This window comes from Streptomyces sp. NPDC096132 (assembly GCF_044763345.1).
Lineage (GTDB): Bacteria > Actinomycetota > Actinomycetes > Streptomycetales > Streptomycetaceae > Streptomyces.
Genome location: NZ_JBIWGA010000005.1, coordinates 117,957 through 134,158 on the forward strand (window position 1 = coordinate 117,957; position 16,202 = coordinate 134,158).

Genomic DNA, 16,202 nt, shown 5'->3' on the forward strand with positions numbered 1-16,202 from the left:
GTCCCCCCGCCCGGGTCGTCGGCCGTCAGTTCTTGGCTCGGTACGCCACGACGGCGTCCCGATAGGCGTCGAACGCCGGCTTGCGCTCGCCGGCGTAGTCGATGAGCCCGTAGTACGCCCAGGTCCCCGCGTTCGCCTCGGGCGACTTGACGTCCCGGTGGGCATACCAGAACACCTTCGTGACCGCGGTGAGCTCGTCGGCCGCCTTGACCATGTCGGTGGCGATCCGCGCCTGATGGGCGGGGGTGACGTGGCTGGTCTCGACGCCGGGCTGCTCCCGGTCGGCGATCGCACCCTTGCCATGGGTAGGGGCGCCCGTCTCGGTGAGCCAGATCTCCAGATCGGTCCGCTCGTGCTGGGCGAGGACCGCGGTCAGGCTCCGGCGGACGCCGGTGACGTGCTCGTAGGGGCTGTCACCGGTCTTCGTGCTGAGCAGCATGCCGTGGGAGAACGCGTGGAAGCTGATCCCGTCCACATGGTCGCCGACGCCGAGCTTCAGCGCGTTGTCCAGGAAGTCGGCGGGAGTCTGGCGCTTGCTGTTGGTGGTGGCGGCGTTGGCGAGACCGGCCATCAGCACGAAGGAGTCGGGGTCGGCGGCGCGGATGGCCTTGGAGGTCTCCTTGACCATCTCCGCGTAGCGCTCGGGATCGGCGCCACCAGCCCAGAAGCCGCTGATGTTGGGCTCGTTCCAGATCTGCCAGGTGTGCACGCCCATCGCCGCGTAGCGGGCCACCGCCTCGGAGACGAACTGGGCGAAGCGGGCGTTGCTCGCGGGCGGGCAGGTGGCGCCCTCGGACGCACACGAGAGGTCGCGGGACCACTTCGGGGTGTAACCGAGGGTGGCGAGCACCTTCAGGTCCCGCTTCTGGGCGGCGCGGGCCACCCGGTCGAAGCGCTCCCACAGGTACTGCGACTCACCGTCGGGCTGGATGTTCGTCCAGGCCAGGTCGGCGCGGATCCAGGTGATCCCCAGGTCGACGGCGTCGTCGAGCGCCTGGCCGAGATCCGCGTCGGTCATCCACGGCAGGGTGTCGCTGTAGGCGAGCCCGAAGTCCACGGGCTTCTTGCGCTTCTCGGCGACCGCGGCGGCCGCCGACGGCAGCTCGTACGGCCCTGTGGACTCGTCGGAGTCGGACGACGGGCTGCTGGAGGCCGTGGAGCATCCGCTGCCCAGCGCGATCAGCGCGGGGGCGGTCAGGAGGGCTCTCAGCAGAGGGCGGCGGGATATGACGGAAGGCTCTATATCAGCCCCGTCACCGCGTATGGGTGCTCTCGGCATGGAGGCACCTTAAACGATGAGGTCAATTGTGAAGGAAGGGAGGAGGCGGTGACGTATACGGCCGGAGTGGCGGGAGTGGCGCCGGTGGGGCGGATCAGCCGTTCGCGGCCGCCGACGCCTGGGTCTGCCCGCGGCGGTTGATCTGCTGGAAGGTGAACTCGGCGAGGTCGTCACCCGCGGTGAAGACCGCCGTGTCCTTCGTGGTCACGTCCTTGCCGTTAATGAAACCGGTGATCGTGAAGTAGGCGTAGCGGCCGTAGGAATTGGTCGTCGAGCGGCAGATCGCGCCGTTGCAGAAGGCCTTCACGTCGCCGCCGGTGAGGGCCTTGACGATGCTCTTGCTGTCGGCCTGGCTCTTGACCTTGAGGGCCTGTGCCTCGGTGTCGAAGATGGCCACACCGACCGTCACCGCCATGGTGCCCTTGGTGTAGGTGACCCGCATCAGGCGCGTGCAGCCGTTGGCGGTGAGGACCTTGGGCAGGGTGCCCTGGACGCCCGTGGTGCAGGTGGTGGAGTCGTCCGTCGGGCCCTTCTTGTAGACGTTCGAGCCCATGGTCAGCTGGTTGCCCGGGAACATCAGGTTGGTGCTGTTGGGCGCCTTGTCCTTGGCCTTGCTGGAGACGAACTCCTTCGGGTCCAGCGGCGGCGGGGCGCTGGTCGGCGCGAAGGACGGGGTGCCGGAGGCGCTCGGCAGGCCGGCGGTCGCGGGCAGTGAGGACGTCGGCCGGTTGGCCTCGTCGCCGCCGTCCGCGTTGACCACACCCATGGCGACGGCGGTGCCTATGCCGATGGTGGCCAGCGCGCCCCCGCCGATGAAGAACAGCTTGCGGCGCCGGTTACGTGTCTCGGACGCCTCCGCCAGCGCGGCCCAGTCCGGACTCGCGCCGTCGCTGCCGCTCCACGGCTGCTGGGAGTTCGGTTTCCACGGATCCCACTGGGACTGAGGTCCCCCCTGCCCATAGCTCATGGGCGGCATCTTAGACGGCCCGACACGCCAGCAGCCCGCCCCAGTTGACTTTGAAACCTTCTCACCCGGAGATGTCGTGTTTGCCGTGCCGCTCGCCTCGTTTTGACCCGGCTGCGGCGACGCGGGTATCCTGCATCTTCGTTGTGTATTGGCTTGCTCATTCTCACGGGACGGGCCCTTACACCGGTCCACCGGGCCGATGACCAGCGACCAGCACGCGGTTTGCGTCACCGCAGTGCGGTCAGGGCTGTCGTGATCGTCTTCGGTGACCTGTCAGGACCACTCACTCGAAGCGAAGGCTACGAACCGTGCGTACGTACAGCCCCAAGCCCGGCGATGTGACGCGCCAGTGGCACGTCATCGACGCTCAGGACGTTGTCCTGGGCCGTCTCGCCAGCACTGCCGCCTCCATCCTGCGCGGCAAGCACAAGCCGATCTACGCCCCTCACGTCGACACCGGTGACTTCGTCATCATCATCAACGCCGACAAGGTGCACCTGTCCGGCAACAAGCGGACCCAGAAGATGGCGTACCGCCACTCCGGCTACCCGGGTGGTCTGCGCTCCGTCCGCTACGACGAGCTGCTGGACAAGAACCCGGAGAAGGCCATCGAGAAGGCCGTCAAGGGCATGCTCCCGAAGAACTCGCTGGGCCGTCAGATGCTCTCGAAGCTGAAGGTCTACAAGGGTGACCAGCACCCGCACGGCGCGCAGCAGCCGCAGCCGTTCGAGATCACCCAGGTCGCGCAGTAACACCGGCCACACCACCCCAAGCTAAAGAGAATCTGAGGAATCACCGTGGCTGAGACCACTCCCGAGCAGCCGCTCGAAGAGACCGAGCTCGTCGACATCGACAGCTACACCACCGAGTCCGAGGTTCCCGTCGAGGGCGAGTACACCTCGGAGTCCCTGGCGTCCCGCTTCGGCGAGCCGCAGCCGGCCGCCGGCCTGGGCCGTCGCAAGAACGCCATCGCCCGCGTCCGGATCGTCCCGGGCTCCGGCAAGTGGAAGATCAACGGTCGTACCCTCGAGGACTACTTCCCGAACAAGGTGCACCAGCAGGAAGTCAACGAGCCCTTCAAGGTGCTCGAGCTCGAGGGCCGCTACGACGTCATCGCCCGCATCGCGGGTGGCGGTGTCTCCGGTCAGGCCGGTGCGCTCCGTCTCGGTGTCGCCCGTGCGCTGAACGAGGCCGACGTCGACAACAACCGCGGCGCCCTCAAGAAGGCCGGCTTCCTCCGCCGTGACGACCGCGCGGTCGAGCGGAAGAAGGCCGGTCTCAAGAAGGCCCGCAAGGCTCCGCAGTACAGCAAGCGCTAAGCTTCGCTGCCTGCTCGTACGTGTTGCGGGAGCGAGCTCCGGCTCGCTCCCCCCGTACTCCGAACGCCCCGGCGGCACGCCAAAGTGCCGTCGGGGCGTTCGTTTTATCGCAGCCGCGGGCGTATAACGGCACAAGGTGCTCAAAGGCTTGTGTGATCGGATGTTCAGGGCATCAAATGCCTGGATGCGGGAGCCGCCGCCGACCATTCGACGCCGCCCGCACGGCTTTTGAAACTGATGCTTCCTCAGGAGGACAAGTGGGACGACTCTTCGGCACGGACGGCGTGCGCGGTGTCGCCAACGCGGATCTCACGGCCGAGATGGCGCTCGGTCTGTCCGTCGCGGCGGCGCATGTGCTGGCCGAGGCGGGCACCTTCGAGGGCCACCGGCCGGTGGCCGTCGTGGGACGTGACCCGCGCGCGTCCGGGGAGTTCCTGGAGGCCGCCGTCGTGGCCGGCCTGGCGAGCGCCGGCGTGGACGTGCTGAAGGTCGGCGTGCTGCCGACGCCCGCCGTGGCCTACCTCACCGGGGTGCTCGGCGCCGACCTCGGCGTGATGCTCTCCGCCAGCCACAACGCCATGCCCGACAACGGCGTCAAGTTCTTCGCTCGCGGCGGCCACAAGCTTGCCGACGAGCTCGAGGACAAGATCGAGAACGTGTACGAGGAGCACCGGCGGGGCGAGCCGTGGGAGCGGCCGACCGGGGCCGGGGTCGGGCGCGTGCGTTCCTACGACGAGGGGTTCGACCGGTACGTCGCCCACCTCATCGCCGTCCTGCCGAACCGGCTGGACGGGCTGAAGATCGTGCTCGACGAGGCCCACGGTGCCGCCGCGCGGGTCTCGCCGGAGGCGTTCGCCCGGGCCGGGGCCGAGGTCGTGACGATCGGGGCCGAGCCGGACGGGCTCAACATCAACGACGGGTGCGGGTCGACGCACCTGGACAAGCTGAAGGCCGCGGTCGTCGAGCACGGGGCGGACTTCGGCATCGCCCATGACGGGGACGCGGACCGCTGCCTCGCCGTGGACCACACGGGTGACGAGATCGACGGCGACCAGATCCTCTCCGTGCTGGCGCTGGCCATGCGGGAGCGGGGGGTGCTGCGGTCGGACACCGTGGTCGCCACCGTCATGTCGAACCTCGGCTTCAAGCTCGCCATGGAGCGGGAGAAGATCCAGCTCGTCCAGGCCGCCGTCGGGGACCGGTATGTGCTGGAGGAGATGAAGGAGCACGGGTACGCGCTGGGCGGTGAGCAGTCCGGGCACGTGATCATCCTCGATCACGCGACCACCGGGGACGGGACGCTGACCGGGCTCATGCTGGCCGCCAGGGTCGCGGAGACCGGGCGGTCGCTGCGGGAGCTCGCCTCGGTGATGGAGCGGCTGCCCCAGGTGCTGATCAATGTGCCCGACGTCGACAAGTCGCGGGTGTCGTCCTCCACGGAGCTCGGTGCGGCCGTCGCCGACGCTGAGCGGGAGCTGGGGTCCACCGGGCGGGTGCTGCTGCGGCCTTCCGGGACCGAGCCGCTGGTGCGGGTGATGGTCGAGGCCGCGGACATCGATCAGGCCCGGTCGGTGGCCGGGCGGCTCGCCGACGTGGTGAAGTCCGCACTGGGCTGAGAGGGGGGACCGGCGTCCTGAGGGCGCCGGTCCCGCTCATCTCTCGGGCGATGCGGGCGATGCGGGCGACGCGGGCGAGGCCTCTACGACCGGCCCTTGCCCTGCCCGGCCTCCGCCGCGGCCCCGGCCTCGGCCTCGGCGACCGCGATCTCGATGCCGAGCGCTCGGGCGATGTTGCCGGCCGCCGTCATGACGCGGGCCGTGCCCACGATGGGGGCGATGGCGACCAGGACGTCCTGGAGCTTCTCGGCCGTCAGGCCCGCCTGGATGGCGGGGTCGATGTTGGCGACGTAGGAGATCGGCGGGGCGTCCGAAGCGGCGAGCGCCGCGATGCGGGTGAGCATGAACGTGTCCTGGGTCAGCCCGCACCGCTCGATCGAGTCGACCGTCATCGCGGCAAGGGTGTCCAGCACAGGGGTCTCGGATGCGGTGGCCATGGTGGGGCGCCTCCTGTCGGTGTGGCGGGGGATCGAATCGACCGTAAGACCGTTTCCCGCGGACCGCCTGTCGAGGGATCGCCGGGGCCTCCCCCAGCGGGCGCTGAGCCGCCCCCGTTGCCTGGCCCACAGCCACTTCCGCGTGAGCCGGTCGGCCTGCGGTTGTTGCTTGGTGAAGGAGTACGGGTGCGCGCTGAGTTCGGTGCGGGTGATGGTCGAGGCCGCGGACATCGATCAGGCCCGGTCCGTGTCGGGGCGGCCGGCCGACGTGGTGAAGCCCGCGCCCGTCAGGAGCGGTTCGGGGCGTGGGGTTCCGTGTGCTTCGTGCCGCTGTGGTGTCGTGGCCGGCCCGGTAGCTCCCCGCGCCCGTTCGGGTGACGATCGCGCAGTGCCCACAGGGCCACGGGTGCGCCCGCCCCGACCAGCGCGCCGGCCAGACACAGGCCGGCCTGGTACCCGGAGAGAAAGGCGCCCGAGTCATCGGCCCCGGCGGCGATCGCGGCCTGCTGCACGAACGACACCATCACGCCCACCAGGGCGATCCCGACGACTCCGGACGCCTCGCGGACGGCGCTGAACAATCCGGCGGCGATCCCGGAAAGGTGATCGGGCGGGGATTCCAGAGCGCGGGTGGTCAGCGGAACGGCCAGCGCGGATCCGAAGCCGATGGCCGAAAGTCCGGGCAGAATGTGGACGAGATTCCCTCCGGAGCTGCCCAGAGCGGCCAGCAGCAACCCCAGCCCGACCAGGAGCAGACCCGCAGCGGAGATCCGACCGTCTCCCCAGCGGCGGGCCATTCGCGCGATGAACGGGGTGGTGACGATCAGAGAAAAGGCTACGGGAATGAAACTCAGCCCGGCTGCCGTGGGCGAGAGGCCGAGCCCGTTCTGCAGGAACTGGGACGTGAAGAAATAAACTCCGCTGACGCTCAGACCCCACAGTAATTGCGTGATGATTCCGCCGATGAAGGGGCGTTGCCGGAAAAGCAGCCGCAGCACGGTGTTCCGGGGCGAGCGCAGTTCGTACGACAGGCCGACGGCCGATGCGGCGACGACGAGCCCCGACAGGGCGACGGTGCCGCCGACACCCTGTTCAGGTCCTTCGATCAGGCAGTGGGCGAGGGCTGCCAGCGCGCAGCAGGCCAAAGCGACGGCGCGGAGCGAGAGCCCGGCCGAGGGCTTGGACGCGGCCCGGGCCGCGGGCCCGGCCCGGGGGACGAGGAAGCAGGCGAGGAGACTCGCGCAGCCCAGCGGCGTGTTCATGGCGAAGACGGACTCCCAGCCCAGATGCTGTGTCATGACACCGGACACCACCGGGCCACAGGCCAGGGCGGAAGCCAGAACGGCGGTGGTGGCGCTGAAGGCGGCCGTGCGCGCGCGAGGCGGCAGGTCGTGCGACAGGACCGCCAAGGAGGCCGGCAGGATCAGCGCCGCGCCCGCTCCCTGCAGCCCTCGGCACGCGACGAGCGTCATCCCCGAGGACGCCGCGCCGCACCCGGCCGACGCGACGGTGAAGAGGGCGACACCGAGCGACAGCGTCGCCCGCCGCCCGACGGTGTCGGACAGATGGCCGCCCAGCAGGAGCAGGCTCGCGAGAGCGAGAGGGTAGACGGCCGCCACCCACTTGAGTTCGGCGTCGCTCAGCGCGAGTTCGGCCCGGATCTGGGGCAGTGCCACATTGACGACGGTGTTGTCCAGGGCCGTCATGAAGGACGGCAACAGCACCGCCATGAGGAGGGCGAGGACACGCAGTCGGCTCACGGTACCTGCCTTGAGCGGCGCGGACGGTCGGAAAGGGCCGCCAGGTTCCGCGCACCCCTCCTGCATACGCTGCACCGTGGGCGTGGCATACGCGACTTAGGGACACCCTGATTACGGTATTCGGTGCACTGCCCGAAATCACCGCTCGGCCTCGATACGCCGACGGGGCGAGGCTTCGGCGTGTCACCCGAAAAAGTGACGCCGTGTTTGGCTGATCGCTCCGAGTGCCACTTTTCATGGGAAAGTGATGACAGGTGGCGACGGCTGTCATCAATTCGCCTGACAGGTCGCCTGTCGAGGAGACCGCTGCCTGTCCAGAACGAGGGTCCGGTGACTCAGTGCCAAAAACCGTGAAAGACACGATCAGTCATCATCTCGCCCGGGCCGCGGCCCAGGCGCCCGAGGAAATAGCGTTCACTTTCGTTGATTTCAGTACCAATCGCGACGGGGTCGCCGATTGTCTGACGTGGCGCCAACTGGAGGAGCGGGTACATGCCCTCGCGGCGGCCCTGCGGCACAGTGGTGCCGTCGGCGAGCGCGTCGCCGTCGTCGCTCCGCAGAACCTGGACTATGTCGTCGGCTTTCTCGCGGCCACGTGCGCCGGCGCCATCGCCGTTCCCCTTTTTCCCCCGACCCTGCCGGGCCATGCGGAGAAGCTGGCAGCCGCCCTCGCCGACGCCGACCCGGTGCTCGCTCTCACCAGCCCCGGCTCGCTCCAGGACGCGGAGAAGTTCTGCGCCGACCAGTCCGGGCTCCGCCTGCGCGTGGTCACCGAGGAGGATCTGCTCTCCGCGTGGGCGGCACGGGGCGAGACGACGGGTGGTGAGACCTCGCATCCGCGCCCCGAGGACTGCGCCTACCTGCAGTACACCTCGGGCTCCACCCGTATGCCGTCGGGAGTGGAGATCACCCACGCCAACGTCTGCGCCAACGCGGGCCAGGCAGTGAAGGCGTACGACATCCGCGCCGGACGCAACTGCACCGTCGGCTGGTTGCCGCTGTATCACGACATGGGGCTCGTGCTGGCGGTCGTGGCGCCCGTCGTCGGGCGCGTCCCCTCCGTACTCATGGATCCGCTGGCCTTCGTGCAACAGCCCGTCCGATGGCTGCGGCTGCTCAGCGACCACCCCGGAGCGCTCACCGCCGCCCCCAACTTCGCGTACGACTACTGTGTGCGGCGCGTCACCGACGAGGAGCGCGCGAAGCTGTCGCTGGGCTCGGTCGCCGCCATGATCAACGGCAGTGAACCCATCGCCGAGCAGACGCTCCAGCGGTTCCAACAGGCCTTCGCCCCGGTCGGCGCGGTCCCCACCGCCATGCGCCCTTCCTACGGGCTGGCCGAGGCGACCGTCTTCGTCTCCACCTCACCCCCAGGGCAGGAACCCACCGTCACCTGCTTCGACCGTGACGCGCTCGCCGCCGGCACCGCGCGGCCGGCCGTCAGCGCCGAAACACCGGCCGTGACCCGCCTGGTGGGCTGCGGACAGCCCACCGACCAGGAGGTGGCCATCGTCGATCCGGCCACCCGTGTGCGTCTGGAGGACGGGCGGATCGGCGAGATCTGGCTGCGCGGACCCAACGTCGGACGAGGTTACTGGGGACGTCCGGAACAGAGCGAGGCCACCTTCCGCGCCCGCCTCGACGGCGACGACGCGGGGGACGGCACACGTCACTGGCTGCGCACGGGCGATCTGGGGGTGTGGCACGACAAGCACCTCTACATCACCGGTCGCATCAAGGACCTCGTGATCATCGACGGCACCAACCACTACCCGCAGGACATCGAGCAGACCGTCGAGAACGCCCACCCGGCGATCCGCCGCCATCACACCGCGGCGTTCTCCGTGCTCACCGATGACGGAGAACGCCTGGTCGTCGTCGCGGAGCACACGCGGGACACGGCGGATCCCCACAGCGTCCTGGCCGAGGCGACACGCGCCGTCCGCGCGGCGGTGTCCGCCCATCACGCCATCGCCCTCCACGACTTCGTCCTGGCTCAGCCCGGCGCCGTGCCCCACACCACCAGCGGGAAGGTCGCTCGCCGTGCCTGCCGTGAGCGCTACCTCCAAGGTGCCTGGAACTCCGACACCCAAGCACAGAGGGAGACCGACAACGTATGAACGAGCCAGGCGGACACCCGGAACCGGTCGAGGACGATACCCGGAACACCCTCTCCACCACGGACAACCGCTCCGGGGTGGGAGCAGCGGAACTGCGGAACGCACTGGTGAGAATGGTCTCGGAGATCAGCGGCATCTCGCCGGATCAACTCGACGACGCCCGGCCTCTGGCGGAGTACGGGCTCACCTCCCGTGACGCCGTCGGACTGACCGGCGAGCTGGAGAGGATGCTCGACCGGTCACTGTCCGCCACCTTACTGTGGGAGCACCCCACCGTCGGACAGCTCGTCACCGCCCTCGCGAACGCCCCCCGGGCCGACACCGCGGAATCGGACCGGCAGCCCCGTACGTCCGACGACACGGCCGCCACCTCCGGCACCGACGGCGAAGCCATCGCCGTCGTCGGCATCGGCTGCCGTCTGCCCGGCAACGTACACGGACCGGACGCGCTCTGGGCGCAGCTCATGGCGGGAACCGACACGGTCGGCCAGGTTCCCGAAGAACGCTGGCCGAACTTCTCCGGCGGCGCGACCAGCGGAACCGCCCTGATGGAATCCACCACTCGGTGGGGCGCCTTCCTCGACGACATCGAGGGATTCGACGCGAAGTTCTTCGGCATCACGCCCCGCGAGGCCGAAGTCATGGACCCTCAGCAGCGGCTGCTGCTCGAAGTCTGCTGCGAGGCGCTGGACCACGCGGGAGTACCCGCATACGCCCTGCAGTCCACCCCCACCGGCGTCTTCGTCGGTCTCAGCGCCCTGGAGTACGGGCAGCTGACCACCTCGGATCCCGCGCGGCTGACCCCCTGGACCAACACCGGAGCCGCCGGCAGCATCGTCGCGAACCGCGTGTCCTATCTGCTCGACCTGCGCGGCCCCAGCATCACCACCGACTCGGCGTGTTCGTCGTCCCTCGTGGCCGTGCACCTGGCCTGTCGCAGCCTGCGCAGCCGGGAGTGCGACACCGCACTGGCCGCCGGAGTCAATGTGCTCCTTTCCCCTGCGGTCACGGCCTCGTTCGAACAGGCCGACGCACTGGCCGCGGACGGCAGGTGCAAACCCTTCGACGCGGCGGCGGACGGATTCACCCGCGGTGAGGGATGCGGCGTCGTCGTGCTCAGACGACTCGCCGACGCCCGGCGCGACGGCGACAGGGTGCTCGCCGTCATCAGGGGCACCGCGGTGAACCAGGACGGCCGGTCGGCGGGCCTCATGGCACCCAACCCGGCGGCGCAGGAAGCGCTGCTGCGCGACGCCCTGCGCGACGCGCGCGTCGACGCGGCCGACGTCGACTACGTCGAGGCGCACGGGACGGGCACCCTGCTGGGAGATCCCATCGAGGCGGCGGCCCTCGGAGCAGCCGTCGGACGTGGCCGACACCCCGACCGGCCGCTGCTGATCGGATCGGTCAAGAGCAACCTGGGCCACCTCGAAGGCGCCGCCGGAATCATCGGTCTGATCAAGACCGCGCTGTCCCTGCAGCACGGCCGTATCCCGGCCAGCCTGCACTTCCACAGCCCCAACCCCCACATCGACTTCGCCGAGCTGGGCCTGCGCGTGGTCACCGAACCGACCCCATGGCCCACCAACGGGGACCGTCCGCGGCGCGCCGGCGTGTCCGCCTTCGGCTTCGGTGGCACGAACGCCCACGCCGTCCTCGAGCAGGCGCCGCCGAACGCCGCGGATCCCGCGCGGCCTTCGCGGGCCGACGGCGAAGAGGGCGACCACCCGCACATCCTGGTGGTGTCCGCCCGTTCCTCCGACCGGCTCGCCGACGTGGCCGCGAGTCTGTCGCGATGGGTGGCCGCCGACGACGCACCCGCCCTCACCGACATCGCCCACACCCTGGCCTCCCACCGCCGCGGCCCGTCCTGCGCCGCCGTCGTCGCGCGGACCCACGCCGAGGCGGCCGCCGGTCTGGCCGCCCTGGCCCGGGGCGAGACCGTCCCCGGCGTGGTCGCCGAGTGCACCGACGCGAGAGCGGCGCAGTCGTTCACCGCGCGCCGACCGGTCTTCGTCTTCTCCGGTTACGGCTCACAATGGGAGGGCATGGGCCGGCGCCTGTTGACCGACGACGCCCAGTTCGCCGCTCAGGTGTCCGCACTCGATCCGCTCTTCCGCGCGGAGACGGGCTCCTCACTGACCGACATGATCACGGCCGATGCCGCCCGGTCGGCGGACCGGACTCAGCCGCTCCTCTTCGGGATCCAACTGGCCCTGGCGCGGACCATGCAGGCCTACGGGGTGGAACCCGCCGCCGTCATCGGCCACTCGATGGGTGAGGTCGCGGCCGCCGTGGTCGCCGGCGCTCTCGACGACGAGGACGGAGTGCGCGTCATCACCCGCCGATCGGCCCACCTGGCCGCTCTCGAAGCCGAACAGGCCGGCGCGATGGCCGCGGTCGAACTGCCCGTGGAGTCCCGGACGGACGTCCTCAGGCGCTTTCCCGGTGTCGAGGTCGCCGTCCACTCCTCGCCCCACCGCTGCACGGTGGCCGGACCGGCCGGGGCGGTGCGTGACCTGGTGGACGAGCTGACCGAGCAGGGCCGGCTCGCCCGACTGCTCGAGATCGACGGAGCCAGCCATTCGGCCGCGGTCGATCCCGTCCTGACGCCACTGCGCGAAGAACTCCTCGCCCTGCGTCCGCACACCCCCACCACGCCCTGGTACAGCACGGTCCTCGACGATCCCCGCGCGGACTTCACGGCCGACGCGAGCTACTGGTGTGCGAATCTCCGCCGTCCGGTGCGCCTGCAACAGGCGGTGACCGCGGCAGCCGAGGACGGCCACGCCCTGTTCCTGGAGATCTCCCCGCACCCCATCGCCGTCGTCCCGCTCACGGAGAGCCTGGACGCCGTCCCGGGAGGCGACCAGACCCTGGTCGTTCCCTCCCTGCACAAGAACACCGACGACACCGTCCAGGTACGGGCCGCGCTGGCCAGGGCGCACTTCGCCGGCGTCGCCCTGAAGCCCGGGTTGTGGCCCGCCGGCACACGCATCGCGCTGCCCACCCCCGCCTGGCGCCACGAACGGTTCTGGTTCCCCCGCCCGGCCCCCTCGACCGAAGCCGGCGGCCATCCTCTGCTGGGCGTGCGCACCGACGACCCGAGGACCGGCGCCGTGCTGTGGCAAGGAGACGTCGGCACGCGCCGGCACGGCACCCGCGGCACGGTCCACGGCAGAGCGGTGCTGACCCTCGCCGAGGCCGCGGAGCTGATGATCGAAGCGGGCCTGGACCTGTGGGCCCGCGAGGGCATCACCCACCTCGGCATCGAGGATCTGCGGATCCACCACTGGCTCGCCATCTCCAGCAGCACTCCGCTGACCGCGGTCTGGGAACCGGCCTCCGGCATGCTCAGCCTCCATGCTCGCGGCGCCGGCACCGCCTGGCACTGCCACGCCTCCGCCCGCATCACCCGCGATCCCGAACCCCGGGGCGAGCACCACCCCGAGCCGGAGGCGGCACCGGCCCTCGTCCGGCACTTCGTCCCCGACGACCCGCGGCACCCGCACCGGCCGTCCTACGCGCACGTGCTCACCGCCCTACTGGACGCACTGAGCGCCGCGGACACCGAGGCGGGTGACCGCACCGCCCAGGCCACCGCGCACACCGTCCCCGTCGGCATCCGGTCCCTGCGCCTCAAAGGGCCGGGCATCCTCGACACCGGTTACGACATCCACTGCACGCCGGCGGAAGGCGCCGACCCGGCGGACGCCGACTTCGGCCAGTGGCACCTGAGCGCCCGGGGCGCGACGAGCGAGATCGTCGCCAGGTCCGTCCAGCTGCGGGCGGTCGAGCGGTGCGAAGTGCCCCGGTCAGTCGAGACGTGCACCTACGACATCCAGTGGGAGAAGGCCACCGTTCCCCTGCCCTCGCGCCGCCTGCGGCGTGCCCTGCTCGTCAGCGACGAACCGGAGGCCGCGGGCGGCGCCACGGCCTCGCTCGTGTCGGCCCTGGAGGCGGGCGGTGTCGACGTCACGACGACCGATGCCGAGGACGCCGCCTGCGACGCCGCACTCGACGCCTGGCTGGGGGCCCCGCAGGACGGCCCGAGCGCCGTCGTGCTGTTCCTCCCGCAGCAGGAACCCGACGGCGACACGCGGCCCCTGCACACGGCGGCACGGTTGGCGCGCCGCCTGGCCGGTGCCACGCACCGGGAGCCGCCGCGTCTGTGGATGGCGACCGTGATGGCACAGGCGACGGGGTCCGGCGAGCCCGGGACGCCGCATCTCGCCTGCCTGCGCGGACTCGTCCGGGTCCTGGCGCTCGAACACCCCCATCTGCGGGCGTCGTTGGTGGACATCGACAAACAGCCCGGCGCGGTCGACGACCTGGTCCAGGAGCTCCTGGCGGGCGGCGACGCCGACGAGATCGCCTGGCGGGCCGGCACCCGCCTCACCGCCCGTCTCGCCCGTGCCGACCTCACTCCCCAGCGCAACGACGAGGTGGCCTTCGCCCGTCCCGACGGCGCCTACATCATCACCGGTGGCCTGACCGGGCTGGGTCTGGCGACAGCGAGCCGACTCGCCGAGCAGGGTGCCGGGCGCATCGTCCTCAACGGGCGCCGTGCCCCCGGCCCCGAGGCCCAGGCCGTCCTGGCCGGTCTGCGGGACCGCGGGACCTCTGTCGCCGTGGTCCAAGGGGACATCGCGGACCCGGATGTGTCCCCCGGCCTGGTGCGCGCCGCCCTCGCCGAGGGCCACACCCTGCGCGGCATCGCGCACTGTGCCGGCGTCCTGCACGACCGCATGATCACCGACCTCGAGCCGGCGGACATCGAGGCGGTGCTGAGGCCGAAGGCCGTCGGAGCCCGGAACTTGGAGGCGGCCATCGCCGACCAGGATCTGGACTGGTGGTTGATCTACAGCTCCGCCGCGGCACTGCTCGGCTCGCCCGGACAGTCCGCCTACGCGGCGGCCAACGCCTGGCTCGACGCCGTGACCCACCACCGCAGAGCCTCCGGCCTGCCCGCGACCTCCATCGCCTGGGGCCCGTGGGAGAACGTCGGCATGACGGCCGGGAACAAGGTGCTGGCACTGGAGCCCATCCAGCTGAGCGAGGGAATGGACGCCCTGCAGGCACTCGTCACCCTCAACCGCGCGCACGTCGGCGTCGTCCACTTGGACACGGACCGCGTGCTGACGGCGTTCCCCGGCCTGTCGGCGATCCCGTTCTTCTCCGACGTCCTCGGGGACACGTCACTCGGCGCCGACGACTGGGGCGGCCCCGCCGGCATCGCGGCCCTCGGGGGCTCCGCGCCGGACGCGGTGTACGCGCGCCTGATCAGGCGAACGGCGGCCATCATGGGGTTCAGCGCCCCCGAGCTCAGCGAGACGACCGCGCTGACCGAACTGGGACTGGACTCCCTGATGGCGGTGCGCATTCGCAACGCGCTCCGCCAGGACTTCGGCATCGACCTGCCCGCTCCCGATCTGCTGCGCGGCGCCAGCCTGCGGGAAATCGGCCGCGCGGTGCTGGAACAACTCGGTCTCGACACCGAGGCGCCGGAAACCGGCTCAGAACCGGCGGCCGCCGACGGCCCGTCGGCGGCACAGCCGTCCACCCCCACGCTGCCGAGCTTCCTCGGCCCCAGGGACGCGGCGGAGCGGCTGGTCGCGAGCGCCTGGGAAGAAGTCCTGGGCCAAGGGCCCAAGGACATCCGCGAGGACTTCACCGCCGCAGGCGGCGACCGATCGGCCGCCGCGGCCATGGCGGACGCCATCCGCCGACGCCTCGGCGACGAGACCGAGCTGAGCCTGACGGACGACGCCGTCCTGGCACATGGCACCGTCGCAGCCGTCGCGGAACTGATCCGGCATGTAGTGAACCGAACCGGCAGGTCGGCACTCACCATCCTGCGCCCCGCACTCGCCGGGTCACAGCGGCCCCCGCTGTTCACCTTCCACCCGGCCGGCGGTCCGACCTCGGTCTACCTCCCCCTGATGGAGCTGTTGCCGGCGGACCAGCCGGTGTACGGGCTGGAACGCGTCGACGAACTGCGCACCATGGAGGACAAGGCGGCCCACTACCGCACGCTGATCCGTGACGTCCAGCAGGAGGGCCCCTACCACCTGCTCGGCTGGTCCTTCGGGGGCTGTCTCGCCTACGAAGTGGCTCGTCAACTGAGGGAGGAAGGACAGGGCATCGGGTTCCTCGGACTGATCGACACCATCCTGCCCGACGCTCTGCGGCACCAGGAATCACCGGAGTTCCTGCTCGAGCGTTTCGGCCGCTTCGCCGAATACGTCGAGAAGACGTACGGGCACCGCCTCGACCTGCCCTACGAAGAGCTGGCGGCCACCGCGGACGATCAGCAGATCGACGTCGTCATGCGTCTCGTCGCCGAGGCGGGACTCGACATGAGCCCGGGGATCATGGAGCACCAGCGGACCTCGTACATCGATGCCCGCGTATGCGAACGGTATGTTCCCCCTCCCCAGGAGGACCACGTCGTGCTCTACCGGGCCCAGCAGCCGCAGCAGCTCACCACCGCTCTGGACCCGCGCTACCTCCGGCAGGACGCCGACCTCGGATGGGCACCCCTGTGCCGGTCCCTCGAAATCGTCCCGGTCGAGGGCGACCATCTGTCCGTCATCGATCCCCCCCACGTCCAGACCATCGCGCAGCACATGATCCGCTCCATGGGGTGGCCCACCTCCTGACCGGTGTACCGCGCCTGTTCCGAGGGGCTCACCCCCGGAACA

The 16,202-nt window shown here is 70.5% G+C and carries 9 protein-coding genes; 5 read left to right on the forward strand and 4 right to left on the reverse strand.

Translation table 11 applies throughout. The features are described from left to right. Positions 1–25 precede the first annotated feature (25 nt). A complete protein-coding gene (locus ACIRF9_RS13760) occupies positions 26–1,279 on the reverse strand; it encodes a cellulase family glycosylhydrolase (protein ID WP_403820229.1) in 1,254 nt (417 codons plus the stop codon). Between the two features lie 94 nt (positions 1,280–1,373). Then, the gene (locus tag ACIRF9_RS13765) at positions 1,374–2,246 is read right to left on the reverse strand and encodes a hypothetical protein (RefSeq protein ID WP_403820232.1); all 873 of its coding nucleotides are present in this window, start codon (positions 2,244–2,246) and stop codon (positions 1,374–1,376) included. 308 nt (positions 2,247–2,554) lie between these two features. Between ACIRF9_RS13765 and rplM the strand changes: the two genes are divergently transcribed. The 3 genes from rplM to glmM all read left to right on the forward strand — a co-directional run bounded on the left by rplM (position 2,555) and on the right by glmM (position 5,181). Next, a complete protein-coding gene (gene rplM, locus ACIRF9_RS13770) occupies positions 2,555–2,998 on the forward strand; it encodes a 50S ribosomal protein L13 (protein WP_137303147.1) in 444 nt (147 codons plus the stop codon). Between the two features lie 45 nt (positions 2,999–3,043). Further along, the gene (gene rpsI / locus ACIRF9_RS13775) at positions 3,044–3,565 is read left to right on the forward strand and encodes a 30S ribosomal protein S9 (protein WP_403820234.1); all 522 of its coding nucleotides are present in this window, start codon (positions 3,044–3,046) and stop codon (positions 3,563–3,565) included. Positions 3,566–3,822: 257 nt separating this feature from the next. Then, complete coding sequence (gene glmM / locus ACIRF9_RS13780) at positions 3,823–5,181, forward strand: phosphoglucosamine mutase (RefSeq protein ID WP_403820237.1); 1,359 nt, start codon at positions 3,823–3,825, stop codon at positions 5,179–5,181. An 83-nt stretch (positions 5,182–5,264) separates the two neighbouring features. Here glmM and ACIRF9_RS13785 read toward each other — a convergent pair whose 3' ends face one another. Together ACIRF9_RS13785 and ACIRF9_RS13790 are read right to left on the reverse strand one after the other, a co-directional pair. Further along, complete coding sequence (locus tag ACIRF9_RS13785) at positions 5,265–5,618, reverse strand: carboxymuconolactone decarboxylase family protein (protein WP_403820240.1); 354 nt, start codon at positions 5,616–5,618, stop codon at positions 5,265–5,267. A 287-nt stretch (positions 5,619–5,905) separates the two neighbouring features. Further along, positions 5,906–7,378, reverse strand: coding sequence for an MFS transporter (locus tag ACIRF9_RS13790; RefSeq protein ID WP_403820243.1), 1,473 nt, complete (start codon positions 7,376–7,378; stop codon positions 5,906–5,908). Between the two features lie 350 nt (positions 7,379–7,728). Between ACIRF9_RS13790 and ACIRF9_RS13795 the strand changes: the two genes are divergently transcribed. Next, the gene (locus ACIRF9_RS13795) at positions 7,729–9,498 is read left to right on the forward strand and encodes a fatty acyl-AMP ligase (RefSeq protein ID WP_403820246.1); all 1,770 of its coding nucleotides are present in this window, start codon (positions 7,729–7,731) and stop codon (positions 9,496–9,498) included. After that, positions 9,495–16,160 (forward strand): SDR family NAD(P)-dependent oxidoreductase, encoded by a 6,666-nt coding sequence (locus ACIRF9_RS13800; RefSeq protein WP_403820249.1) that lies wholly within the window; start codon positions 9,495–9,497, stop codon positions 16,158–16,160. The genes ACIRF9_RS13795 and ACIRF9_RS13800 overlap by 4 nt, the downstream gene beginning before the upstream one ends. Positions 16,161–16,202 lie beyond the last annotated feature (42 nt).

Bases quoted from the DNA above. Each gene is read 5' to 3' on its own strand.
- ACIRF9_RS13765 (WP_403820232.1), bottom strand. From the start codon at position 2,246: ATGAGCTATGGGCAGGGGGGACCTCAGTCCCAGTGGGATCCGTGGAAA.
- ACIRF9_RS13800 (WP_403820249.1), top strand. From the start codon at position 9,495: ATGAACGAGCCAGGCGGACACCCGGAACCGGTCGAGGACGATACCCGG.
- ACIRF9_RS13785 (WP_403820240.1), bottom strand. From the start codon at position 5,618: ATGGCCACCGCATCCGAGACCCCTGTGCTGGACACCCTTGCCGCGATG.
- ACIRF9_RS13760 (WP_403820229.1), bottom strand. From the start codon at position 1,279: ATGCCGAGAGCACCCATACGCGGTGACGGGGCTGATATAGAGCCTTCC.